Below are 21,725 nucleotides of genomic sequence, written 5' to 3' on the forward strand. Positions count from 1 at the left end.
GGTTGGTGGCATGCGTTCAGTAGAGCTCTTCGCAGGAGCTGGCGGCTTGGCTCTCGGATGTGGGCTTGCCGGCTTCCGGCCGGTCATCGTATGTGAGTGGGACAAGTGGGCTTGTGACACGGTCCGCCAGAACCGTGACGCGGGGTACCCCCTTGTGTCCGGTTGGGACGTCCGGGAGGGAGATGTCCGCGACGTCGATTGGAGCGGCATCCGAGATATCGATCTCGTCGCAGGTGGGCCGCCATGCCAGCCGTTCTCGGCGGGAGGCAAGGCCCGTGCAGCCGAAGACAGGAGAGACATGTTTCCTGTCACCGCCGAGGTCATTCGCCAGTTGAGACCACTAGCGTTCATCGTCGAGAACGTACGTGGACTTACGCGTCCTGCATTCGCGAACTACTACTCATATGTCCAGGCACGCCTTCGGCTTCCCGAGATGGCGGCACACGACGGCGAATCGTGGCCGGACCACTACGCTCGCCTCCAGGTAGAGGCTACATCCGGAAAGCACGATTCGCTCGAGTACAGCGTCATCCCCACCCTTGTGAATGCAGCGGATTACGGTGTCCCACAACAGCGCTGGAGGGTTTTCCTAGTCGGGTTCCGGCGCGACGTCGAGGCTGAGTGGAGCTTTCCGGCCTCGACTCATTCCGCTGACGCCCTGCTGCGCGACCAATGGATTACGGGAAGCTACTGGGAACGCACTGGTGTTCCGAAGGCAGACCGCCCAACTGCCACGGCGCGGCAGATCGCACGCGCAGAGCGGATCCGAATCGGGGAGGTGGCGATCTCTGGCAAACCATGGAGGACTGTCCGCGAGGCGCTGGCGGGCCTGCCCGCACCAACACGAATTAGTAGCAAGCGGCACCTAAATCACGTACTGAATCCCGGAGCCCGCAGTTACCCTGGCCATACTGGGTCGCCGTGGGACCAGCCTGCAAAGGCACTCAAGGCAGGCGCGCATGGTGTGCCTGGAGGCGAAAACATGCTCCGTCGGTCCGACGGTTCGGTCAGGTATTTCACTGTCCGAGAGTCGGCTCGCATTCAAACCTTCCCAGACGGGTACGAGCTGCACGGCTCATGGGGTGAGGCGATGCGACAGCTTGGCAACGCGGTGCCCGTCCTCCTTGCCCAGACTGTAGCTGCATCGGTTCGCACTCACCTTGAATTGGCAGCGGTTCGGCAAAACTCCTTAAAGGCCCCCTATTTAGGGGTGCTGGCATGAGATTTTGTGCACGCATAAATCTGCACGGTCTGCATGGGTGATCGGAGTTGACGACCAAGGTAGCGTTCTGCCGAAGCGGCAACGAACCACCGCAATTGGGCGCTGTTCGCTCGTGCAGGTGAACGGTCAAGCAAAGAATACCCACCATAAGCGCGACATACTGTATCTCGCCGGGCCGGTTCGCCACACACACGGACAATTCGACGGCGCAGCGAAGACTTGCCACGGGTCGAGCACACTGCTCTCTCTCGCAATCTATTGCTGAACTACGCAGTTTGCAAGGTCCTCGAGTTGGTATGACTGCACGATCACCGCAGCGATTCGATTGTTTCCCGGCGGCAATCCTATAGCGTCTTGCGGGATCACGTTCGACTCCCGGGGCGGGGCTACACGATATCTGCGAACACCTGGAATATGCCGGACTCGCTCGGGCAAGAACTGTGGGCAAGTGGCCGAAAACATCAGTAATTCTTTTCACTGCCGTGGGCGTAACCGCTCGCGCTGTTTAGAATCTGCGTTCGCTGTAGCGAGCAACGACCAAGGCACCCGCTGACGCGCCAGCACGCCGTCACTCGTGTTTCGCGGTCTCTGCATCCTTCATGGCCTGCCGGAGCGCGTCGCGCTCGTCGCGCTCCGTGCGTAGCGCGGTGATGTCGGCGCGCAGGTCGCTGATGCGCTCGCGGGCGTCGGCGAGCTGCTGGCGCTGGTTGTCCATGGCCTCGCGGTGGCTGGCCGTTGCTTCTTCGAGCGCATCGCGGCGCGCCTTCTCGAGGTTCTGGCTGTGGTCGCGGGCGTCGGCGAGCCGGGCAGCCTGCTCGGCGCGCAGCTCGCGGGCGCGCTCGGTGAGCTGCGCGCGCAGGCCCCGGGATTCGTCGACCGCCTCCGTGCGGGCTGCCTCGGCACGGCCTGTCGCATCGCGGGCCGATTCGAGCGCTTGCTCGAGCCGCCCGATGGCCGCGGCATGCTGGGCATCGCGGTCGCGCTGCTGCTGATCCCATTCCTGGCGGGCGCGCGCGTGCTCCTGCCCGACGGTGTCGATGTGCTGGTGGAACTCCTGGCGCGCTTCCTCGAGCTGGGCACGGGCGGAACGGGTGGCGCCTTGTTCCTCGTGGAGCTGCTGCTCGAGCTGCTCGCCGCGCTCCCATGCCTGGGCGGCGGACTCGACCGCCTCGTCGCGCTCCTTGCGGGCGGTCTCCTCGGCGGCGCGCGCCCGTGCGAGCGCGGCCTTGGTCGTGGCGGTCTCCTGCTGGGCGCGGGCGACCTGCTCCGCGCACTCGGCGCGGATGGTCTCGAGCTGCTCGTCGACCGCGGCGGGATCCGCGATGCGGGCGAGCGCCTTGTCAATGCGCTCGGCCACGGCAGTGAGCTCGCGAAGATGCTGGCCGGTGGCGGCGCGCAGGGCGGGAATGGTGGCCGCTAGCGACTCGACTGCTTGCTCGGGCGTCTCGGGTTCGGCAGGCGCGTCTCCGGCGAGCTGCTTCTCGGCCTGGCGGGCGCGCCAGGCGCGGGCTCGCTCGGCCGCGGTGGCGTACTTGCGGACGCGCCCACCGGTGGGTGGCGCCTCACCGACCTGGGTGGGAGCAGCAGCGTTGTCGGTATTCGTTCCGGCCACCGGCACAGGGTACCCCAGCCGCGATCGCCGTCACGGCGGCGCGGAGACTGATCACCGAGGGGCCGCTGGGGGTCACCCGATCGCGGCGAGGAGCTCGCGGCACGTCTCCTCGCAGCGGCGGCAGACCTTCGCGCACGCGCGGCAGTGCTCCATCGCTTCGCCGTGCTCCTCGCAGTGCTCCGCGCACTCGGTGCACGCGGCCAGGCATGCATGGATCGTGGCCTTGACGACCTGCGCGCTCGTGCCCTCCTGCCGGGACAGGATCTGACTGGTGGCGCGGCACAGCGTCGCGCAATCGAGGTTGGTGGCGATGCAGGTCACGAGGTCGGATACCGCATCCTCGGCGAGACAGGCATCGGCGCACGCGGTGCAGGCCTGCGCGCACTCCATGCAGGCCTCGATGCAGGAGACGAGCGCGTCGCGGTCACCGGCGATGCGGGCGGCGCCGGGATGGGTGGCCAGCATGATCGATGGGGTGCCCATGGGGAGCTCCTTCGTTGTCGGGGGCGTTTCGTCGGTCATGTCCCGTCATCGGGGCGGATGGTGCATACCCGGACCCGAGGCAGCCAAACCCCCTTGCACCATCCCCCTGCGCGCTACGCGTCCGTCCGGTTTGCCTGCCTTGTCCGCGGGTAGGCGACGATCATGTGGTTTGACACTCTTGAGGAAATCATCCGGATCATCGTCGTCGGCACCGCGGCCTATGTCGATCTCATTCTCGTGCTGCGCATCTCGGGCAAGCGCACGCTGGCCAAGCTCAATGCTTTCGACTTCGTCGTCACAGTCGCCCTCGGTTCCACGCTCGCGACCATCGTTCTCAGCGGGGACGTCTCGTGGGCAGAGGGCGCCACGGCGCTCGTGCTGCTCGCTGCGCTCCAGTTCATCGCCGCCTTTGTCAGCAGCCGCATCCCTGGTGCCCGGGACGCGCTGACCGCCGCCCCGACGCTGCTTCTCGAGGACGGGGCGATCGTGGAGCCCGCGCTGCGTGCACAGCGGGTCTCGCGGGCCGAGGTCATGCAAGCAGTGCGCTCGACCGGCCTTGGTGATCTGTCCCGCGTCGCGGCGGTGGTGCTGGAGACGAACGGTTCGCTGAGCGTGATCCCGGCGGATGCGCGTGGCGATGGCTCGAGCCTGGCAGATGTGCGGGGCCGTGGCGCGGCCGAGGATGCGTAGCGGCGGGCTTGCCGGGCGGGTTCCTGCTCGACAACATTCGTTCGCGTCGTACGTTCGTTCGTGCGTTCGTTGCGCAACGCATGGACATCGCCGTGAGGACACCTTGAGCTGGGGCGATCATGCGGGGCGCGGAAGGATGTTTCATAAACGTCCGTTTTTGGCACATAACGAACGAGCCCCTGGAGCCACATTGACGACCAGGGGCAACGATGGTGCAAAACCTCGTTTCATAACCAATGATGCGAAACTCAGCGATCTCGCGGGATATGAAACAAGCCCCGCGCAGGGGGCGCCAGCGGAGGGTCCACCGGGCAACGAGGCGGGAGCGGGGCGCCGGGGCCGCAGAAGCGAAATGAGCGGCGAAAGGCGGCGGGGCCCAAGCGGGAAGGCCTTAGCGACCCTCGGGCGGGGTGTAGCTCCGCGACCGGCGGGCCAGGTCCGAGAGGGATTGGACGAACACGGCCCGGTCCTCGTCCGCGAAGCCGTCGAAGAACGCCTGCTCCGCGCGCAGGACCTGCTGGGAGAGCATCTGGTACTGGGCGATCCCCTCCGGGGTGGCGATCACGGTGCGGACCCTGCGGTCGCTGGGATCGTCCTGGCGCTGCACGTAGCCCGCGCTCTGGAGGTCATCGACGAAGTACGGCATGACGGTCCGGTCGATCCCGAGGTAATCGGCCAGGGCGTTCTGCGTCGGGATGCGCTTGTGGACGACGGTGTGCAGGAGCTGATAGCCGCGGGCTCCCCGGGGGAAGTTCTCGAAGACGGGATCGACGATGGCCGCGTACCGGCGCCCGAGCATGGCGATGGACCATCCGAGGTCGCATGCCTCCCGCGCCGTGGTGTCTTCGTTCATTACTTGATGGTACGACGCCCTGGTGCACCCCATGCACTTACGGTATGTTGCGCATATGGTTGTGATTACAAACGATCGCCTCGGGACCCGCATTGCCCCGGCCACGCCGGGCGAATCCACCGGCATCGCTTGAGCACCTCGAAGGCCAACCGGCCCTCGGGACGCGCCAGCACCAGGAAAAGGAAACTCGAACATGGTTGACACCACTGCAGATCGCAATCCCGCGGCCGATCCCGCGGAGCACAATGCCTTCTTCCCCTCGCCCTACTCGCTGAGCCAGTACACCGCGCCGCGGACCGACTTCGACGGCCTCTCCACCGAGGAGAAATACACCGGTGGCCGGTGGAAGATCCTCGTGATCGCCACCGAGGAGCGGTACATGCTGATGGAGAACGGAACGTTCTTCTCCACCGGCAACCATCCCGTCGAGACGCTGCTGCCCCTGCACCACATGGCCGAGGCTGGCTACGGCATCGATGTCGCCACGGTCGGTGGCGCGCCCGGCAAGTTCGAGTGGTGGGCCTTCCCGAAGGAGGACGAGGCCACCAAGTCGGCCTGGGAGGCCACGAGCGAGTCGTTCAAGGCCCCCAAGAGGCTCGGAGACGTTCTCGCCGAGGGCCTCGACGACTACGCGGCGATCTTCGTCCCCGGTGGGCACGGCGCCATGAACGGTATCCCGTTCAGCAAGGAGATCCAGCAGGCCATGGACTTCTTCCTGGAGAAGGACCGTCTCATCATCACCCTGTGCCACGGGCCGGCCGTGTTCCTCGTGGGCGGCCTCGATCGCGAGAAGAACTCGTTCGCCGGCTACAAGATCGTGGCGTTCCCTGATTCCCTGGACTTCGGGGCGAACATCGAGATCGGCTACCTGCCCGGAGAGATGCCGTGGAAGCTGGGCGCCACCCTGAAGGCTGAGGGCATCGAGGTCGTCAACGACGACATGGCGGGGGCCACCACGCGCGACCGCAATGTGCTGACCGGCGACAGCCCGCTCGCGGCCAACCAGCTCGGCAAGGAATCCGTCGCCGCGCTCCTCGAGAAGTTCGGCAACTGACACAACCGCCCCTCGGTGCAAACGCGATAGAAGCCGCCCAGAACTTAGGTCCGCTTCTATCGCGTTTAGCAGTTTCTATCGCGTCTGGCGCACTCGAGCCCCCGCTAGTCGCCGCCTTCGAGCCGAGGGCGCAGCTTCGCCCAGTACGCCACAAGCTGGCGGGCAGCGAGTGCTGGCGCGAAGCGCTGCACGAGCACGGCCCGCCTGGCATCGGGATGGGTGATGACGCGGTACGTGCCGCGATCGACCGCGTGCACGATCTGTCGCGCGACATCTGCCGCGGTGACCTTCGATGACTTCATGAGCTTGCCCATCAGCCCCACCATTGCGGGATCAGGACTGCGCATGCGGTCGCCGAGATTGGTGGCGAAGAACGACGGGCACACGACCGTTGTCCTGATCCCGTAGGGCGCGAGCTCGTGCCGGAGCGTGTCCGACAGCGAGATGACCCCAGCCTTCGACACGTTGTACGAGGCCATCCCGGGCACATTGAGCACACCGGCCATCGAGGCGATGTTGACGATGTGGCCACGACCGGCCTGCTTGAACAGTGGTGTCACCGCGCGGCATCCGGCGACAACACCCATCAGGTTGATCCGCAGGATCCAGTCCCAGTCGCTGGCCGGGATCCGTTCGAACCGGCCCGCCGCCGCCACCCCGGCGTTGTTCACCAGGATGTCAAGCCCGCCCCATTCCGCGGTGCACCATTCCACGGCATCAGCCCAGGCGGATTCGTCGGTCACATCGAGCGCGCGGAACTCGACCACACCTCCGGCACCAGCGAGCTCCGCGCACGTGGATTCGCCCGCCGCGCTGTCGATGTCGGTGATGAGCACGCGTGCCCCCGTCCGCAGGAAGGCCGCCGCGACCTCTTTGCCGAGGCCCGAGGCGCCACCGGTCACCAGGACGCGCCTGCCCGCCGTCACGGGTTCCTGCCTTCATCCGCGCCGGGGCGGGCTCGCTTGTAGTCGCCGAAGGGTTCATCGCGCTCGCGCACCGCCTCGCGAAACCCGACGGTGGCCGAGCGCAGCTGGAAGGCATAGCCCTCGCGGGTATGGCGGGAGACGCCGTCGAATACCGTACTGATCATCCCGGAGTTGGCGACTCCCTGCGCGAGCAGCGCCGAGTTCAGTGCCAGTTTGGCCATCATCAACTGGTTCACCGGCATCATGGCGATACGGCCGACGAGTTCCTCGGTCCGCGCATCGAGCTCGTCCGCGGGCCAGGACTCGACGGCAAGCCCCCACTCCTGCGCTCGCTTTCCATCGATGCAGTCGCCGGTGAACAGCATCCGCTTGGCGCGCTGGTCACCGATCCGGTGGGCCCACATCCCCGCCGCGGGAATCCCCCAGACGCGCGTGGGCGGGTAGCCGATCTTGGTGTCGTCGGCGCAGATGATCTGGTCGCAGTACAGCGCGATGTCCGTGCCACCGGCGACCGCGAACCCGTGCAGCTTGGCGACGGTCGGCTTGTTCGCGTGCAGCAGCGAGGAGAATCCCCGGTTGAAGCGGCTCATCATCGCGTAGTCGGCCATGGGATCCCAGGTGCCCCAGGGATTGTGGTTGCTTGCCTGGACTGCGGGATCGACGACGGTCCCGGCCGCGCCATCAGGTCCGTCTGCTGTATCGAAGCCGCTCTCTGCGAACATCTCCAGGTCGTATCCGCCGCAGAACCCTTTGCCGCGCCCGGAAAGCAGGAGCACGTGCACGCGCGGGTCCAGGTCGGCTCGCTCGACCGCGTCGGCCAGCTCGACCGGGGTATCGGAGGTAATGGCGTTGCCACGCTCGGGGCGGTTGAACGTGATGCGGGCGATACGCCCATCGCGCTCATAGGTGAGCGTGCGATAGGTGCGCTCCTCGTCCGGATCGGGGCGCCCCGCCCAGGGCGATCCAGGCGTCTCGGCCCAGTTCTCCTGCCATGCGGCTGCCCTCGTGCCCGAATGCTCGTTGTGGTCCACGAGTGTCCCCTCTACTTCTCGGTCGTTCTGGAATCGGCGAAGCTGCCGTGGCGCCCGAGGCCGGCGGCGAACCTGCCGGCACCGGAGAAGGCGTCGACCAGTGAGACCATGCCGCGCTTCCATTCGTTGGCGATCGCCTCATCGAGCGGCAGGCTCTCCTGCTCGTAGCTCGATAGGCGGTCCTGCCTCATGCACTCTTGCGGGAACCGGGCGAGCTGCTCGGCGAGCTCGATGGCCTCGTCCAGGGCCCTGCCCGGTGCGCTGACCCGGTTCGCGAGCCCCATTCGCTGGGCTTCCTCCGCACCGACCGGGCGACCCGTGAGGATCATGTCGAGGGCGTGCGAATGCCCGATCAGCCGCGGCAACCGTATGGTTCCGCCATCGATGAGGGGCACGCCCCAGCGGCGGCAGAACACGCCGAACGTCGCTCCCGGATCGGCCACCCGGAGATCGGCCCAGATGGCGAGCTCCAGTCCCCCTGCCACCGCGAAACCGTCGACGGCAGCGATCACGGGCTTGCTGAGCAGCAGGCGGGTCGGGCCCATTCCGGCTGGTCCCTCGTCTCCAGGCTCCGCGATATCGATGTCGTCCTTCGCGACGGCCTTGAGGTCCGCTCCCGCGCAGAAGTTGCCGCCCGCGCCGTGGAACACTGCGACAGAAGCGCTCTCGTCGCTATCGAATTCCTGGAACGCCTCGGTCAGTGCGCGCGCATGGTGGTGGTCGACGGCGTTGCGGACGTCCGGGCGATCGAGGGTGATGACGGTGATCGGCCCGCGCCGCTCGACGGTGACAGTCATGAGCCCACTTTCGGGTTCGCGCGATCGATGATGGTGCCGGTATCGATGCCGGTGGGCAGGATGCCGAACACGTCGCCCCAGTTCTCGCCCAACCGGCTCGCGGTGAAAGCGTCGGCCACCGCGGAGTGCCCGTAGCGGACGAGCAGCGACCCCTGGAGCACCTTCGCCATCGCGCCGACGATGCCGCGGGCGCGGTACTGCATGGTGTCGAAGTCCGTGAACTGGGCCTGGAGCCCCGAGATTGCCTGGTCCAGGCGCTTGTCCGCCCCGGCCGCGGCTCGCACCTCGTCGAAGAACACCTCCAGCGTCTCGGGCTGCTTCGCCATCGCGCGCAGCGTGTCCAGCGCGGCGACGTTGCCGGAGCCCTCCCATACCGACAGCAACGGGGCCTCGCGGTAGATCCGCGGCATCCGCGACTCCTCGACGTACCCATTGCCGCCAAGGCATTCCAGCGCCTCTCCGGCGTGCACCGGGCCGCGCTTGCACACGTAGTACTTCGCTACGGCCAGGCTGATACGGCGCAGTGCGATCGCGCGCTCATCGCCGGCGGTTGCCTGGTCCGTCAGGTCGGCCAGCCACAGCCCGACGGTGGTTGCCGCCTCGGCCTCGATAGCGAGGTCCGCGAGCACGTTGCGCATGGCGGGCTGGTCGATGAGGAAGGCGCCGAATGCTTGCCGGTGCGCGGCGTGGAACGTCGCCTGCTGCACGCCAACGCGCATGAGGACGCTCGTGCCGAGGGTGCAGTCGAGGCGAGTCATGTTGACCATCTCGATGATCGTGGGAACGCCGCGTCCCTCCTCGCCGACGCGCCAGCCGGTCGCGTTGTCGTACTCGATCTCGCTGGAAGCGTTGGAGTGGTTGCCGAGCTTGTCCTTGAGCCGCTGGAGCGCGATCGCGTTGCGTGTTCCGTCCGGAAGCACCCGTGGCACGAAGAAGCACGTCACCCCAGCGTCCGTTTGCGCGAGGGTGAGGAAGAAGTCCGACATCGGCGCGGAGGTGAACCATTTGTGGCCGGTGATGCGGTAGCTGCCGTCGGGCTGGAGGACAGCGCGGGTGGTGTTGGCCCGCACGTCGGATCCGCCCTGCTTCTCCGTCATGGACATGCCCGCGAGCAACGATTTCTTGGTGTCCGGGGGCGCGAGGACGGGGTCATAGGAACGAGCCGCGAGCAGGTGCTCGTACCGCGCGGAGAGCTCCGGGTTGTGCCGCAAGGCTGGCACTACGGCGTAGGTCATCGAGATGGGGCACTGGTGGCCGGCGTCTGCCTGGCCCCACGTGATCATCTTCGCCGCGCGGACGAGGTGCGGGCTGGGGGCTGTGTCCACCCACGGTGCGCCGTGCAGTCCGAGGCTCGTCGCGTGCGTCATCAGCTCGTGGTAGGCGGGATCGTAGGCGACCTCATCAATGCGGAAGCCGTATCGGTCGTGGGTCTTGAGCACCGGGGGGTGCGCTTCAGCGAGGTCACCGAGGTCGAGCGCGTGCTCGGTGCTCGCGAGGGCGCCCGCGTGCTCCACCTCCGCCCATCGGCCTAGCGCGCCAGCCCGTTCGAGGGCTTCGGCGATCGGTGGATAGCTGGCCGGATTGTAGCCAGTGGTCTGCACTGCTTGGTTGAGGACTTCATGGGTGGGCATGGTCGGCTACCTCGCCTGGGTTGGTCGCGCCTGGGTTGATGGTGGCACCGAGAGCACGGGAGACGAATGCCTCCAGCTCGGCGATCGTTGCTGCGGGATCGGCATGCTGCACCAGTGGCGCGAGCAGTACGTCGTTGATCGCTCCGACGATGGCGGCGCCGGAGATCTTAGGGTCTTGCCGGGGGAACTCGCCGCGCGCGATTCCCGCCTCGACGACTGTCGCGAACAAGTCAGTGAAGGCCGCGCGGAACACGAGGCGCTCCGCGTCGACCAGCGGATCGACAGGTTCCGCGAGCAGCGCGTAGGCGAGCCTGGGCGATTTGAGCGCCCGGTGGCAGAACGTGCGCACAGCGGCGATCGCTGCCTCATGCGGCGATTGCTGCGCGAAAGCGCGATTGCCGGCCTCCGTAACCGCGGCAACCTCCCGGGCGACCGCCTTGCGGAACACCTCGGCGAACAGCTCCCCCTTGCTGGGGAAGAACCGGTACGTCGTGCCGGTGGCTACCCCGGCCCGCTCGGCGACCCGCGCCATCGAGCATCCCGCGTAGCCGTGGTCATGGATGAGCTCGGTCGCGGCGGTGACGATGGCGCGCTTGGTCTCGTCGAGCCGTGCCTTGACCGCTGGTGTCTGGCGGTATGCCATGAAAGAAGTGAACACTAGTTCATAGCTTAGGTCAAGGGTTCGCGCGCGATGCGGCATGAATCGCAACCCGAGCCCCGCGCGCCGCGACCGTGCACGCCCTGCTCGGCCCAAGCACGCGGGCAGCTAGCCGTGGCACTCCCGTCCCTAGCTGATCGCCTAGCCCACGGCGTAGCCTGGGACGATGCGGTACACCGACTGGGGTGAGCGCGTCGGACGCTGGTCCGGAATTCGCAGCGAGACAGTCAGTGTCCACGGCACGAAGGTGCACTACCTGGTAACCGATCGAACGACGACGCCAGCTGCGCCGGTCCACCTGCTCGTTCCCGGCGCAGCAGGCAGCGCCTCGCAGTGGCTCGATGTGCTCGCGGAACTGCGGCCCCGCGCGCACGCGATCGCGATAGACCTGCCCGGCACGCTGGTCGGCCACACTGCGCTGCCGAACCGGCGCGCGGTAGGCATCGAGACCAACGCGGCGTTCCTGCGCGATTTCACCGACGCGCTCGAGCTCGATCGGGTCGTGGTGCACGGCTGGGCGGCGGGCGGGATGATCTCGTTGCTGTTCGCCGACCAGTCGCCCGAACGGGTTGACGCGCTCGTCCTGGTGGCGCCGGCGCTTCCTCCCCCGCTGAGCCACCGCGAGGCGCGCATGTGCAAAACCCTCGGCAGGGCGGGATTGGCCGTCATCGCGCCGGTCGCCCGTGTGCTGCTCCGCCTGTCGGGGCGGCGCATGCTCGCAGCCTCGCAGCGGCACCTGGCCGATCCCGCGTCGATCGCGGACACGAAATGGAATGCGGGCGGTGGCATGACACGAATGTCGCCGGAGATCCTCGGTCTCATGCGGGAGGAGATGGCGGCGGTCGAGCCGAAGCGCATGGCAAGCATGGTCACGGTATACGCCTCGCTGATGTCGCTGATTCTCGTCCGGCGGCGCTCCGCGCTCGAAGCGATGCACCGCGTCACTGCGCCGACTCTCCTGGTCGTCGGCGATGAGGATCGTCTCGCTCCCCGCGCGTCGATCGATGACTGGACGGCGCAGCGGCCCGACTGGAGCGTGATGGTCCTCAACGGCGTGGGTCACGCGCCGCCGTTCGAGGTCCCCGCCGATTACGCTCGCACCGTCATCAAGTGGTGTGATTCCCGGGTGCGCGACCGGTAGGGCTACACGGCGCCCTTGCTCAGCGGACGCGCGCGCGAGGCCGACGCACTAGTTGTGCAACACTTGCCGATCATGGGCGAACTCCTCGGCTACGCGCGCGTGAGCACCACCGACCAGACCACAAGCCTGCAGCAGGACGCGCTCAATGCCATTGGCTGCTACCGCATCTGGACCGAGACCGGCAGCGGCGCGAGCACCACCCGGCCGCAGCTCGCCGCGATCCTCGATGCCCTGCGCCCCGGCGACACGCTCGTCGTGTGGCGGCTCGACCGGCTCGGCCGCTCCCTGCCCCACCTCATCCAGACCGTCGAGGACCTCAACGCCCGGGGTGTCGGCTTCAAGTCCCTCACCGAATCGATCGACACGACCACCCCCGGCGGCAAGCTGATCTTCCACATCTTCGGTGCGCTCGCCGAGTTCGAGCGCAACCTCATCCGCGAGCGCACCAACGCCGGGCTCGCCGCGGCCCGGTCCCGCGGCCGCACTGGAGGCCGTCCCCCCAAGCTCACCCCGGCGAAGCTGCGGCAGGCCAAGCGCATGCGCGAGTCCGGTGCCACCCTCGCCGAGATCGCTGCCGTCGTCGACGTCTCGCGCACGACCCTCTACCGGCACCTGTCGAAGGCTTAGCGCAGAGCGCTGCGGGCCGGGAGAACCCCTCGGCAACCCGGCCCGCTGCGCTCGATCGCCGGCGAACGCGATAGAAGTTGTCAAACGCGATAGAAGCGGAGCTGGTATTTCGCTCAGCTTCTATCGCGTTTGGGCGCTTTGGTTGGCTTGGGCGATAGGCCCGTCCCGCTACTCGACGATGACGGTGGCGGTCATCCGCGGGTGGTAGAAGCACACGTAGTCATAGGTGCCAGGCTCGGTGAAGGTGCGGCTGTAGGACTCGCCCTCGGTGAGGTCACCGGACTCGGTGCCGTCGGTGAAGTCCACGGTGTGCAGGGAGTCATCCTTCTGCACCCAGGTGACGGTGGATCCGGCGGGCACGGTGATGGTGCCCGGCGCGAACCGGAAGTCAATGATGTCGATGGTTTCCTCCACCGCGTCGGCCGACGCGGACGGCTCCTGCGGAGCAGGCGCCTGGGTGCTAGGCGCCTGGGTGGCCGGGGGCGGCGTGGGCGCGGTGGTCTCCCCTGCCGCGCTCGTGGTCACCCCGGTGGCCTGGGCGGTGGTCGTGTCATCGGCGGCGGTGCAACCGGTGAGGAGCAAGGCCGCGGCGACGGCTGGAGCGAGGATCGTGGTGCGCATGGCGTACTCCTAGGTGGTCAGCTCGGCGAAGGCGATGATGTTGTCGCGGTAGCTGTCCGCGCCCTGGTCGAACTCGCCGCCGCACGTGATCAGCCGCAGCTCGGGCTCGGGGGTGGGCAGCCACACCTCCTCGGTGGGGAACAGTGCCTTCGCGTGCTGCTCGATGCCGGTGATGGTGAAGACCAGTTGCTCGCCGCCGGTGGTGGTTATGGTGACGGTGTCGCCGGGGCGCAGTTCATGGAGCCGGTAGAACACATCGGGCCCGCTGCGGCTATCGACGTGGCCGAGGATGCCCGCCGGCCCGGGGTTGCCCGGGGTGGCGCCCTCGTCGTACCAGCTGATGTCACCGAACTCCGGGACCGCGAGAGTGTTGTCCGGGTTCAGCCCGGTGTAGGAGAGCGGAGCGTCGATGCCGAGCGCGGGTATGGTGATCCGGGCCGGCGGCGCGGTGTCGCGCTGCTCGCGCACGGACTGGAACTCCCGGACGCTGTCGAGGTTTGCGGGCGGAGCAGCCGCGACGCTCTGCGAGACCGCGGGGCCCGGCGGGGGCGCGGAGTCATCGGTGGCCGCCCCGCAACCGGTCACGAGGATCGACGAAGTGGCGAGAACAGCAGCGAGCCTTCGGAGCATGGTGGTCATTCCCCCTGGATAGGACTGCTGGTGGCACAAGGGTCGCTCGTGCCACCAGCAGGGTCTGTCGGGCGAGGTGGAGGGTGGTTACTTCACCGCTCCGCCGGCGCCGGTCTCCACGCCACCTGCGGGCATCGAGTCACTCATGAAGGCGACGATGCCTGCGGCGAGAGCCTCGGCGGTGCCATACATGTGGGTGTAGGCGTCGTATGCCTCGCTGAACGCGGTCTCGTAGTCACCGGCGTGGTAGGCGTCGATCTGCGCCACGAGCTGGTTGACGTGCGTCTGGAGGCCGTCGGCGACGACATCGGCGGGGATGTTGCCGTTGGACGCGGTGTCGAGGAACTGCGAGAAGTCCTGGCGGTACTGCGACAGCCGCTCGAGCGCATCCTCCTGGGCCTGCTCGTCCTCCTCCGCGACGCCCACGGTGTACTGGACGAAGAAGTCGATGTGGTCGGACCACATCTCCATGAACGCCTGTCCGCCTTCCTCGCCGAACACTCCGCTGATCGAGGCGGTCAGGTCCTGGGTGTTCTCGTTGAGAGCACCGGCGAGGGCTTCGAAGTCCTCTCCTCCGGTGACCCCGGCGCGCATGGCCTGCACCGCGAGCTGAGCGTGCTCGCCGAGCTGCTGGCCGAGGCCGGAGCGCAGGTCAATGGCCTGGTTCTCAACCGAGCCCGTGATCCCGTCCTGAGTGGTGCTGATCGCGCCGGCGAGGCCCTGGGCGGTGCCGAACATGTGCGCGTATGCCTCGCGCGTCTGGGCCGCTGCGGTGGTGTAGTCACCGGCGGCGTAGGCGCGGACCTGCTCGACGAGCTGGTCGACGTGCATCTGCAGGAGGTCAGCGACCGCGTTGGCGGGAAGCTCGCCATCGGTGGCGCCGTCGAGGAAGCCGCCGAAGTCGGCGCGGTACTGGTCGAGGCGCTGGATGGCCTCATCCTGTGCCTGCTGGTCGTCCTCGGCGAGCCCGACGGTGAAGTCAACGAAGAAGCCGATGTGGTTGCTCCACAGTTCGTTGAACTGCCCGGCGGCCTCGTCGCCGTAGACAAGACGGATGGACTCGGTGAGGTCCTCGGTGTTCTGGCCAAGGGACGCGGCCGCGGCATCGAACTGCGGCTGCCCGGCGACACCGGCGCGCATGGCCTCGACGGCAAGCATGGCGTGCTGGCCGAGCTGGCGCTCGAGGATGATGCGCAATTCCTCGGCGGTGACGCTGCTGTCCTGGACGAGCACGATCTCGCCCGGGGTGTAGGTGCGGTCAAGGAAGCTAGAAGTGGTGCCCACGGTCACGACGCCGCCGGCGAGGACGCCTGCGGTGGCTAGCGCGGCGAGCTGGGTCTTGGAGATCTTGAGCATGACTGCTCCTCAAAGGTTGAATTATTGATCTTCCATCAAGCATTCGCCGCCCTGGCCCTAGCGGATTGGTGCAAACGCGACTATCCGAGTCGGAGCTCCTAGCTCGCCGGCACGGCGCACCGGCGGGCCTAGTGCTGTTCGACTGCCGCGGGCAGGGGCTCCCAATCAAGGCTGGCCAGCGGATCAGCGGGGGCAAGCGCGTGGGCAGCCAGCGGAAAGGTGCGCGCGGGCCCGGGCCCGGTAGTGCGCGTCTCGAAGCGGACGGTGATCACCCCTTGCCCGCACCCTTGCACCCACCCGTGGCCGTGCTCGGGGTGATGCACATCAAGGCCGGGCCAGTAGTCGGACTCGTACCGCGCGGGCAGCGCGACGTCGGGAGCCTCCTCCAGCGGTGGCGAAGCGTCGAGCTCCGGGAAGAGGATCTCCTGCCGGGAGTCGCTCAGGCCGGAATAGCTCACCCCCACGAGCCGGATGGCGCCGAACGTGGCGGGGTCGACGGCGAGCTTGTGCGCGGCGCCGAGCAGGATGTCCTTGTCGCTGGTGGCGTGGGCGAGGGTGGTCGAGCGGGACTGGATGGACATGTCGGCCCTGCGGAGCTTCACCGTGACGGTCCGGGCGCCACGCCCATCGCGCTCGAGCCTGCGGTGCGCGGCGATGCCAGTCGCGGTGATCGCGGACCGCACTTCGCCCCGGTTGATGAGATCCCGCGCGAAGGTCGTCTCCGCGCTGACCTGCTTGGCCACCGCGCGTTCCGTCACGGGACGATTGTCGATCCCCCTGGCCAGCTCATGCAGCGCGCCGCCTACCGCGGACCCCAGCAGCCTCCCCGCTTCGTCCGCGCTGATCGCCGCGAGCTCGCCGATCGTCGTGATGCCGGTCGCCCGCAGCCGCTGCTCCGCGACCGGGCCGATGCCCCACAGCTTGCGCACCGGCAACGGTGCGAGGACCTCAAGCTGCTCGGCGGGCTCGATCACCCGATGGCCCCGGGGCTTGGCCATGCCCGAGGCAATCTTCGCGACCTGCTTGCCCGGCCCCGCGCCCACCGAGGCCTCCAGCCCCGTCCGCTCCCGCACCCGGTCCCGCAGCGACGCGCAGAACTCCGCGACCTCGCGCCCCGTCGCCCCGCGCAGTTCCACGGGCTCACCGAAGGCCTCATCGAGCGACAGTTGCTCGATGACCGGGATGACCTCCCGGACCTCGGCGAACACACGCCTGCTCGCCTCGGAATACACCACCCCGCGCGGCGGCAGCACCACCGCCGTCACCCCCACCATCGCGCGCGCCTGGTGCATTGGCATCGCCGATCGTGCGCCAAACACACGGGCCTCGTAGCTCGCCCCTGCCACGACGCCCCGGCCGCCCGCTCCACCGACAAGGACAGGACGACCCCGCAGCGTGGGCCGCGCGAGCTGCTCAACGGACGCGAAGAACGCATCCATGTCCAGGTGCAGCACCCAGCGCGACGAACCATCCACGCTGCCTAGTATGACCGCGCGCACCGACAATCATGGCGCGCGCCAACCATCGACCTAGCTATTGCTCCAATCGAAGTCGTAGCCGATCCAGTTGGTGTCGGTGAAGGCCAACGACAATCCACCCGCGTTCACCTCGAAGTCGCCGATGCCGCAATTGCCCTCCGTCCAGATGAAGCCCTCCGGCAGGACGATGCGCGCCTCATGCTTCTCGTTGGTGACAGGATTGCGCAGGCTCCTGCCCGTCGCGGTGCCATGCCCCTCCGCCGTCATGACCTGATCGATGCCCTCGCCCTCGAAGGAGAGCGGAGCCCGCTCGAGGCCCACGACCTCGAAGGTGCTGCCGAGGATCGCCCACGGATCACCGCCGAGCGAACCCGTATAGATCTGGCTGAGGCACTCGACCTGCTCCTCGGTCACCGACGGGTCGACGATGAACACCGCGCGCCCGCCGCCGTCGTGGATCGCATGCGGCCAGTCCACCACAGCGATGGCCTTGACCCCCGCGAGGTCGACATCCCCGCAGTGGCCCTCGGCGATGTCGTTTCCGACCATCGCCCTGCAGGCTCCATCCGACGAGCTCGGGAACCCGGAGAAATTGCAAGTGCAGCCCGGCTGGCAGCTGCAGAACTCGTATCCCGTGCCTCGGATGTGCCACCGTGTTTGTTGCATAGTCGCGGACATGAAGTCCCCTTTCTCACATCAGGATCGCCGCGAGGCCGGGTGAGACCAGCAATGCCACACCGAGCGCGGCGAACGCCATCCCCGCGGCCATGCCTAGCGCGCGGCCGTGCGGGGCGGTCTTCTCGATCAGGATGATGATCGCCACGACCACCATCCACACCAGGTTCATCGCGCCGAGCGCGATCATCAGCCCCATCAGCATCCAGCAGCAGCCCAGGCACACGACCCCGTGCCGCAACCCGGCGACCATCGCGCCCACCGGTCGGTCAAGGTGCTTGCCGTGATGCAGGAAGAAGCCCAGCGGGCTCCGGCAATGCGCCAGGCACGCTTGCTTGAGCGGCGTCAACTGATACACGGCCGCGAGCAGCGCGACGATCCCGGCGACCCGTGCCGCTGACGGGCTTGCCTCCTGGATGGGACCGTTCCACTGCTGCCACGCCACATAGCCGGGAAGGCCCACCGCCGACCACACCGCCAGGTAGCCGACGACGAAGAACGGCACCGGGGCGACCCGGCCCTGCGCGGCGGCACGCGCATAGATGCGCACGACGGGCGCGGTCGCGGGGAACATCATGGCGGTCATCATCACGACCCACGCGACGAGGAAGCCCACGAAGGTCATGGTCATGCCTTGCTCGGCCATGTCCATCCCGGAGCCGGTCATCTCGCTGCCGGACATCGATGGGCGGGTCGCGAGCCACCACCAGCCAGCGATCGCTATCAGCATCATCACCGCGGGTGGCATGCTCTCCCGCATCCACTCGCGCTTGCGGTCGCGTGTGATCTTCTGCGATGTGACCATATGGGGCACGTCCCGCATCTGTTGCCGCGCTCGCCCGGTTCGGGGCCTTTCCCGACCTCTTATTGTCCCACCTAGTGACGGCGGCGCATAGGGTTCGCGTGATCCCGTTCGATCAGTTGCTTCCGGGCCGCCGAGCATCGCCCTAGGCTGGAAGCATGCCAAGTGATCTCATGCTCAAGACGATGAATGCCGTGCACCGGGGGATCGTCAAGGCCTCCGGCGGCCGCCTCGGCAACACGCTCGCCGGAATGCCCGTGATCGAGCTCGTGACCGTGGGCCGCAAGTCCGGCCAGGAGCGCGTGTGCTACCTGACCTCCCCCGTGCAGCGCGGCGACACCCTCATCGTGGTGGCCTCCCGGGGCGGGGACGACCGCCACCCTGCCTGGTACCACAACCTGCAGGCCAAGCCTGATGCGGAGATGATTCGCGATGGCAAGCGCATCCCCGTGCACGCCCGGACCGCCACGCCGGAGGAGCGGGCGGAGCTGTGGCCCGAGGTCGTGCGCCGCGCCCGCAACTACGGCGGCTACCAGAAGAAGACCTCCCGCGAGATCCCGTTGGTGCTGCTCGAGCCGCGGTAGGGAGCGGTAGCTACTCCTCGGGGAGCATTGCCGCGAAGAGCTCGGCAAGATGGTGGCCAGGCTTGGGCGCTAGGTCAGCGAGCTGCGTGCGGCATGAGAACCCGTCGGCGAGCACGATCGCGCCGGGCTCGGCGTCGCGCACAGCGGGAAGCAACTGGTGCTCGGCGACCTTGACCGATACCTCGTAGTGGCCTTGCTCCACCCCGAAGTTCCCGGCGAGGCCGCAGCAGCCGCCGAGCCGCTGCACCTTCGCTCCGGCCTGGGCGAGGAGGCGCGCGTCGGCGTTCCAGCCCATGACGGCATGGTGGTGGCAGTGCGGCTGGGCGACCACCGTGGTTCCTTCGAGACGGGGTGGTTGCCAGCCCCGCTCGGTCAATAGCTCGGCGAGGGTTCGGATGTTCTCGGCAACGGGCGCCGCCGTTCTCTCGCCCAGCAGCTCGCCGGCATCGGAGCGGAACACACCGGTGCAGGACGGCTCCATGCCGACGATCGGCATCCCGCCAGCCGTGTCGTCGCGGCGGGCATGATCGCGCAGCGCGCGGACGCTACGGCCGAGGATGCGGCGCGCCGCGTCGAGCTGCCCGGTGGAGATCCAGGTGAGGCCGCAGCATTGCTGCCGCTCAGTGATCTCCGGGCGCATGCCCGCCGCCTCGAGCACCCGGACGGTGGCGATGCCCACCCCTGGCGTGAAGTGGTTGGTGAACGAATCGACGAACAGCAGCACCGGGTCGCCGGTGGTGGCGCGCTGATCGGCGGTGCGGCGGAACCATTCACGGAACGTGACGGGCGCGAAGGCCGGAATATTGCGGCGCGGATCAGCCCCGGCAGCCTTCAGCGCGACCTGCCCGCCCGCGCGCGTGACCGTGTTGACCAGACCGGGCGCGATCTCGGCGAGGCGCGCCCAGCGGGGCAGCCAGCCGAGCGAGTAGTGCGAGGGCGGCCGCACCCGCTTCTTGTAGGTCTGGTGCAGGACCTCCGCCTTGTACATCGCCATGTCCACCCCGGTGGGGCAGTCCGAGAGGCATCCCTTGCAGGACAAGCACAGGTCGAGCGCCTCATGGACCTCGGGCGAGGCCCATCCGCCGTTGACGCTGGTGCCGTTGAGCATTTCCTGCAGCACGCGGGCACGGCCACGGGTGGAGTCCTTCTCCTCGCGGGTGGCGAGGTAGGACGGGCACATCACCCCTCCGGTGCCCGTGTTATCAGCCCGGCACTTGCCGACGCCGGTGCAGCGGTGCACGGCCTGGGTGAAGTTGCCGGCGTCGCCGTGGTAGCCGAACGCGAGATGGCGGCGCAGGGGTGGAGCGGCGGGGATGCGCAGATCCGCATCGATCGCGGCCGGTTCGACCATGACCCCGGGATTGAGCAGGTTGTCGGGATCGAAGACGCGCTTGACCTGCTGGAAGAGCGCGATCGCCCGTTCGGAGTACATGTAGGGCAGCAGCTCGCTGCGCGCCCGGCCATCACCATGCTCGCCGGAGAGCGACCCGCCGTAGGTGGCGATCAGCTCGGCCCCGGCCGTGACGAACTCGCGGTAGACCTTCCGCCCGTCGGGCATGTCGAGGGGCAGGTCGATGCGGATGTGCATGCAGCCATCGCCGAAGTGGCCGTACGGGATCCCCGTGCAGCCGAACTCAGCCATTAGCGCGTCGAGATCGCGTAGGTAGGAGCCGAGCATGTCCGGCGGCACGGCCGCGTCCTCCCATCCCGCGTGGGCAGGCTTGCCCGCGGGGCTGCGGGCGGACAGGCCAGCACCGTCGGCGCGGATGCGCCACAGGGCGGCCGCGGTGGCGGGATCCTCCTCGATGAGCGTGCCGACCGCCCCGGACCCGGCCGCGAGCTCCTCGGCCTTGGCCCGCGCCTCATCCCGGGTATCGCCGGTGACCTCAGCGAACAGCCACGCCTCCCCCGCCGGCAGGCTGGGCACGGCGTGCGCGCCCCGGCGCTCCCGCACCACATCGGTGATGCGCTTGTCGATCCCCTCGCAGGCCGTCAGCCCAAACCGCAGCACAGTGGGCGTGGCGTCGCCCGCCGTGCCGATATCGGGATAGCCGAGCACCACGAGCATCGTCGCGCGCGGCTCGGTGGCCAGCGAGACGGTCGCCTCGGTGACCACGGCGAGCGTGCCTTCGCTGCCGACGAGCATCCGTGCCACATCGAAACCCCGCTCGGGCAGCAGGTGCTCGAGCGCGTAGCCAGACACCTGGCGCCCGAACCGTCCGAACTCGGTGCGGATGGTCGCGAGGTCGCTGCCAGCGACGCGCTCGAGATCATCGAGCAGCGCCGGTCCACGCCGCAGGTCGCGCCCTGCGGTGGTCGAGTCGATGCGCAGATCCTCGCCTTTCGCGGTGAGCAGGCGGGCGGAGACCATGTTGTCGACGGTCTTGCCGTAGCCGAGCGTCCGGGTGCCGCAGGCGTTGTTACCGATCATGCCGCCGATGGTGCAGCGGGTGTAGGACGACGGATCGGGGCCGAAGAGCAAGCCGTGCGGCTTGGCCGCCTGCTGCAGGTCCACCTGGATGACCCCGGCCTCGACCGTGGCGGTGCGCGCATCCGGGTCGATATCGAGGATGCGATTCATGTGCCGCGAGAAATCGATCACCACACCCGTGCCGACAGCGTTTCCGCACAGCGAGGTCCCGCCCCCTCGGCTGGTCACGGGGATGCCGTTGGCACGGCACGCATCGAGCGTCGCGGCGACCTCGTCGTGATGCCGCGGCCGGACCACGACCATCGGTGGCACCCGGTAGAGGCCCGCGTCGGAGGAGTAGGCGGCGATCGTGGTCGAGTCAGCGAGCACCTCCCCGATCCCTCGGGCACGGAGTTCGGACGCAACAAGATCGGCCATGCTCAT

General features: G+C 68.0%; 21 protein-coding genes. 6 read left to right on the forward strand and 15 right to left on the reverse strand.

What is annotated here, in order from left to right; translation table 11 throughout:
* Positions 1-10: 10 nt before the first annotated feature.
* Positions 11-1,222 carry a DNA cytosine methyltransferase gene (locus HT102_RS00485; protein WP_192037458.1) on the forward strand — a complete coding sequence of 404 codons (1,212 nt, stop codon included), beginning with the start codon at positions 11-13 and terminating at the stop codon, positions 1,220-1,222.
* A gap of 568 nt (positions 1,223-1,790) precedes the next feature.
* On the opposite strand, the gene HT102_RS00490 is transcribed toward HT102_RS00485, so the two are convergent.
* Both HT102_RS00490 and HT102_RS00495 read right to left on the reverse strand, forming a co-directional pair.
* Positions 1,791-2,834: a coiled-coil domain-containing protein gene (locus HT102_RS00490; protein ID WP_192037459.1), complete on the reverse strand. Its 1,044-nt coding sequence runs from the start codon at positions 2,832-2,834 to the stop codon at positions 1,791-1,793.
* Between the two features lie 72 nt (positions 2,835-2,906).
* On the reverse strand, positions 2,907-3,317 hold the full coding sequence (locus HT102_RS00495; RefSeq protein ID WP_192037460.1) for a four-helix bundle copper-binding protein: 411 nt from the start codon (positions 3,315-3,317) through the stop codon (positions 2,907-2,909).
* A gap of 162 nt (positions 3,318-3,479) precedes the next feature.
* Here HT102_RS00495 and HT102_RS00500 point away from each other — a divergent pair, with 162 nt between their 5' ends.
* Complete coding sequence (locus HT102_RS00500) at positions 3,480-4,007, forward strand: DUF421 domain-containing protein (RefSeq protein ID WP_192037461.1); 528 nt, start codon at positions 3,480-3,482, stop codon at positions 4,005-4,007.
* A gap of 391 nt (positions 4,008-4,398) precedes the next feature.
* Here the strand turns inward: HT102_RS00500 and HT102_RS00505 are convergent, their stop codons facing one another.
* Positions 4,399-4,860, reverse strand: a complete 462-nt coding sequence (locus tag HT102_RS00505; protein ID WP_225443040.1) for a MarR family winged helix-turn-helix transcriptional regulator — start codon at positions 4,858-4,860, stop codon at positions 4,399-4,401.
* A 193-nt stretch (positions 4,861-5,053) separates the two neighbouring features.
* On the opposite strand from HT102_RS00505, the gene hchA reads away from it, so the two are divergent.
* On the forward strand, positions 5,054-5,914 hold the full coding sequence (gene hchA / locus HT102_RS00510; protein WP_192037462.1) for a glyoxalase III HchA: 861 nt from the start codon (positions 5,054-5,056) through the stop codon (positions 5,912-5,914).
* 104 nt (positions 5,915-6,018) lie between these two features.
* On the opposite strand, the gene HT102_RS00515 is transcribed toward hchA, so the two are convergent.
* From HT102_RS00515 to HT102_RS00535, 5 genes are read right to left on the reverse strand one after another with little or no spacing between them, the layout of a single operon-like run.
* On the reverse strand, positions 6,019-6,840 hold the full coding sequence (locus HT102_RS00515; protein ID WP_192037463.1) for an SDR family oxidoreductase: 822 nt from the start codon (positions 6,838-6,840) through the stop codon (positions 6,019-6,021).
* Positions 6,837-7,871 carry a crotonase/enoyl-CoA hydratase family protein gene (locus tag HT102_RS00520; protein ID WP_333473214.1) on the reverse strand — a complete coding sequence of 345 codons (1,035 nt, stop codon included), beginning with the start codon at positions 7,869-7,871 and terminating at the stop codon, positions 6,837-6,839. The genes HT102_RS00515 and HT102_RS00520 overlap by 4 nt, the downstream gene beginning before the upstream one ends.
* 11 nt (positions 7,872-7,882) lie before the next feature.
* Entirely contained in the window at positions 7,883-8,668 is a 786-nt protein-coding gene (locus tag HT102_RS00525; RefSeq protein WP_192037465.1) for a crotonase/enoyl-CoA hydratase family protein, read from the reverse strand.
* Positions 8,665-10,299, reverse strand: a complete 1,635-nt coding sequence (locus HT102_RS00530; protein ID WP_192037466.1) for an acyl-CoA dehydrogenase family protein — start codon at positions 10,297-10,299, stop codon at positions 8,665-8,667. The genes HT102_RS00525 and HT102_RS00530 overlap by 4 nt, the downstream gene beginning before the upstream one ends.
* The gene (locus tag HT102_RS00535; RefSeq protein WP_192037467.1) at positions 10,286-10,942 is read right to left on the reverse strand and encodes a TetR/AcrR family transcriptional regulator; all 657 of its coding nucleotides are present in this window, start codon (positions 10,940-10,942) and stop codon (positions 10,286-10,288) included. Before HT102_RS00535 ends, HT102_RS00530 begins: the two co-directional genes overlap by 14 nt.
* Before the next feature lie 181 nt (positions 10,943-11,123).
* Between HT102_RS00535 and HT102_RS00540 the strand changes: the two genes are divergently transcribed.
* A complete protein-coding gene (locus HT102_RS00540; protein ID WP_192037468.1) occupies positions 11,124-12,098 on the forward strand; it encodes an alpha/beta fold hydrolase in 975 nt (324 codons plus the stop codon).
* A 72-nt stretch (positions 12,099-12,170) separates the two neighbouring features.
* On the forward strand, positions 12,171-12,725 hold the full coding sequence (locus HT102_RS00545) for a recombinase family protein (RefSeq protein ID WP_192037469.1): 555 nt from the start codon (positions 12,171-12,173) through the stop codon (positions 12,723-12,725).
* Positions 12,726-12,893: 168 nt separating this feature from the next.
* On the opposite strand, the gene HT102_RS00550 is transcribed toward HT102_RS00545, so the two are convergent.
* From HT102_RS00550 to HT102_RS00575, 6 genes are all read right to left on the reverse strand, one after another.
* Positions 12,894-13,346, reverse strand: a complete 453-nt coding sequence (locus HT102_RS00550; protein ID WP_192037470.1) for a cupredoxin domain-containing protein — start codon at positions 13,344-13,346, stop codon at positions 12,894-12,896.
* Between the two features lie 9 nt (positions 13,347-13,355).
* Positions 13,356-13,985 (reverse strand): class F sortase, encoded by a 630-nt coding sequence (locus HT102_RS00555; RefSeq protein ID WP_192037471.1) that lies wholly within the window; start codon positions 13,983-13,985, stop codon positions 13,356-13,358.
* A 78-nt stretch (positions 13,986-14,063) separates the two neighbouring features.
* Positions 14,064-15,332, reverse strand: a complete 1,269-nt coding sequence (locus HT102_RS00560) for a copper amine oxidase (protein ID WP_192037472.1) — start codon at positions 15,330-15,332, stop codon at positions 14,064-14,066.
* 128 nt (positions 15,333-15,460) lie between these two features.
* Positions 15,461-16,807, reverse strand: coding sequence for a DNA polymerase IV (locus HT102_RS00565; RefSeq protein WP_192037473.1), 1,347 nt, complete (start codon positions 16,805-16,807; stop codon positions 15,461-15,463).
* 54 nt (positions 16,808-16,861) lie between these two features.
* Positions 16,862-17,488 (reverse strand): DUF1326 domain-containing protein, encoded by a 627-nt coding sequence (locus HT102_RS00570; RefSeq protein WP_192037474.1) that lies wholly within the window; start codon positions 17,486-17,488, stop codon positions 16,862-16,864.
* Positions 17,489-17,501: 13 nt separating this feature from the next.
* Positions 17,502-18,290 (reverse strand): DUF2182 domain-containing protein, encoded by a 789-nt coding sequence (locus HT102_RS00575; RefSeq protein ID WP_192037475.1) that lies wholly within the window; start codon positions 18,288-18,290, stop codon positions 17,502-17,504.
* A 155-nt stretch (positions 18,291-18,445) separates the two neighbouring features.
* On the opposite strand from HT102_RS00575, the gene HT102_RS00580 reads away from it, so the two are divergent.
* Positions 18,446-18,871, forward strand: coding sequence for a nitroreductase/quinone reductase family protein (locus HT102_RS00580; protein WP_192037476.1), 426 nt, complete (start codon positions 18,446-18,448; stop codon positions 18,869-18,871).
* A gap of 10 nt (positions 18,872-18,881) precedes the next feature.
* Here HT102_RS00580 and HT102_RS00585 read toward each other — a convergent pair whose 3' ends face one another.
* On the reverse strand, positions 18,882-21,725 hold the full coding sequence (locus HT102_RS00585) for an FAD-binding and (Fe-S)-binding domain-containing protein (protein ID WP_192037477.1): 2,844 nt from the start codon (positions 21,723-21,725) through the stop codon (positions 18,882-18,884).

Origin of the sequence: Lolliginicoccus lacisalsi, from assembly GCF_014841105.1 — a bacterium.
GTDB classification, from domain to species: domain Bacteria; phylum Actinomycetota; class Actinomycetes; order Mycobacteriales; family Mycobacteriaceae; genus Lolliginicoccus; species Lolliginicoccus lacisalsi.

Coding starts and splice junctions, on each gene's coding strand:
- HT102_RS00505 (WP_225443040.1), bottom strand. CDS start 4,860: ATGAACGAAGACACCACGGCGCGGGAGGCATGCGACCTCGGATGGTCC.
- HT102_RS00500 (WP_192037461.1), top strand. CDS start 3,480: ATGTGGTTTGACACTCTTGAGGAAATCATCCGGATCATCGTCGTCGGC.
- HT102_RS00525 (WP_192037465.1), bottom strand. CDS start 8,668: ATGACTGTCACCGTCGAGCGGCGCGGGCCGATCACCGTCATCACCCTC.
- HT102_RS00495 (WP_192037460.1), bottom strand. CDS start 3,317: ATGGGCACCCCATCGATCATGCTGGCCACCCATCCCGGCGCCGCCCGC.
- HT102_RS00580 (WP_192037476.1), top strand. CDS start 18,446: ATGCCAAGTGATCTCATGCTCAAGACGATGAATGCCGTGCACCGGGGG.
- hchA (WP_192037462.1), top strand. CDS start 5,054: ATGGTTGACACCACTGCAGATCGCAATCCCGCGGCCGATCCCGCGGAG.
- HT102_RS00535 (WP_192037467.1), bottom strand. CDS start 10,942: ATGGCATACCGCCAGACACCAGCGGTCAAGGCACGGCTCGACGAGACC.
- HT102_RS00485 (WP_192037458.1), top strand. CDS start 11: ATGCGTTCAGTAGAGCTCTTCGCAGGAGCTGGCGGCTTGGCTCTCGGA.
- HT102_RS00530 (WP_192037466.1), bottom strand. CDS start 10,299: ATGCCCACCCATGAAGTCCTCAACCAAGCAGTGCAGACCACTGGCTAC.
- HT102_RS00555 (WP_192037471.1), bottom strand. CDS start 13,985: ATGACCACCATGCTCCGAAGGCTCGCTGCTGTTCTCGCCACTTCGTCG.
- HT102_RS00575 (WP_192037475.1), bottom strand. CDS start 18,290: ATGGTCACATCGCAGAAGATCACACGCGACCGCAAGCGCGAGTGGATG.
- HT102_RS00560 (WP_192037472.1), bottom strand. CDS start 15,332: ATGCTCAAGATCTCCAAGACCCAGCTCGCCGCGCTAGCCACCGCAGGC.
- HT102_RS00585 (WP_192037477.1), bottom strand. CDS start 21,725: ATGAGCATGGCCGATCTTGTTGCGTCCGAACTCCGTGCCCGAGGGATC.
- HT102_RS00570 (WP_192037474.1), bottom strand. CDS start 17,488: ATGTCCGCGACTATGCAACAAACACGGTGGCACATCCGAGGCACGGGA.
- HT102_RS00540 (WP_192037468.1), top strand. CDS start 11,124: ATGCGGTACACCGACTGGGGTGAGCGCGTCGGACGCTGGTCCGGAATT.
- HT102_RS00550 (WP_192037470.1), bottom strand. CDS start 13,346: ATGCGCACCACGATCCTCGCTCCAGCCGTCGCCGCGGCCTTGCTCCTC.
- HT102_RS00545 (WP_192037469.1), top strand. CDS start 12,171: ATGGGCGAACTCCTCGGCTACGCGCGCGTGAGCACCACCGACCAGACC.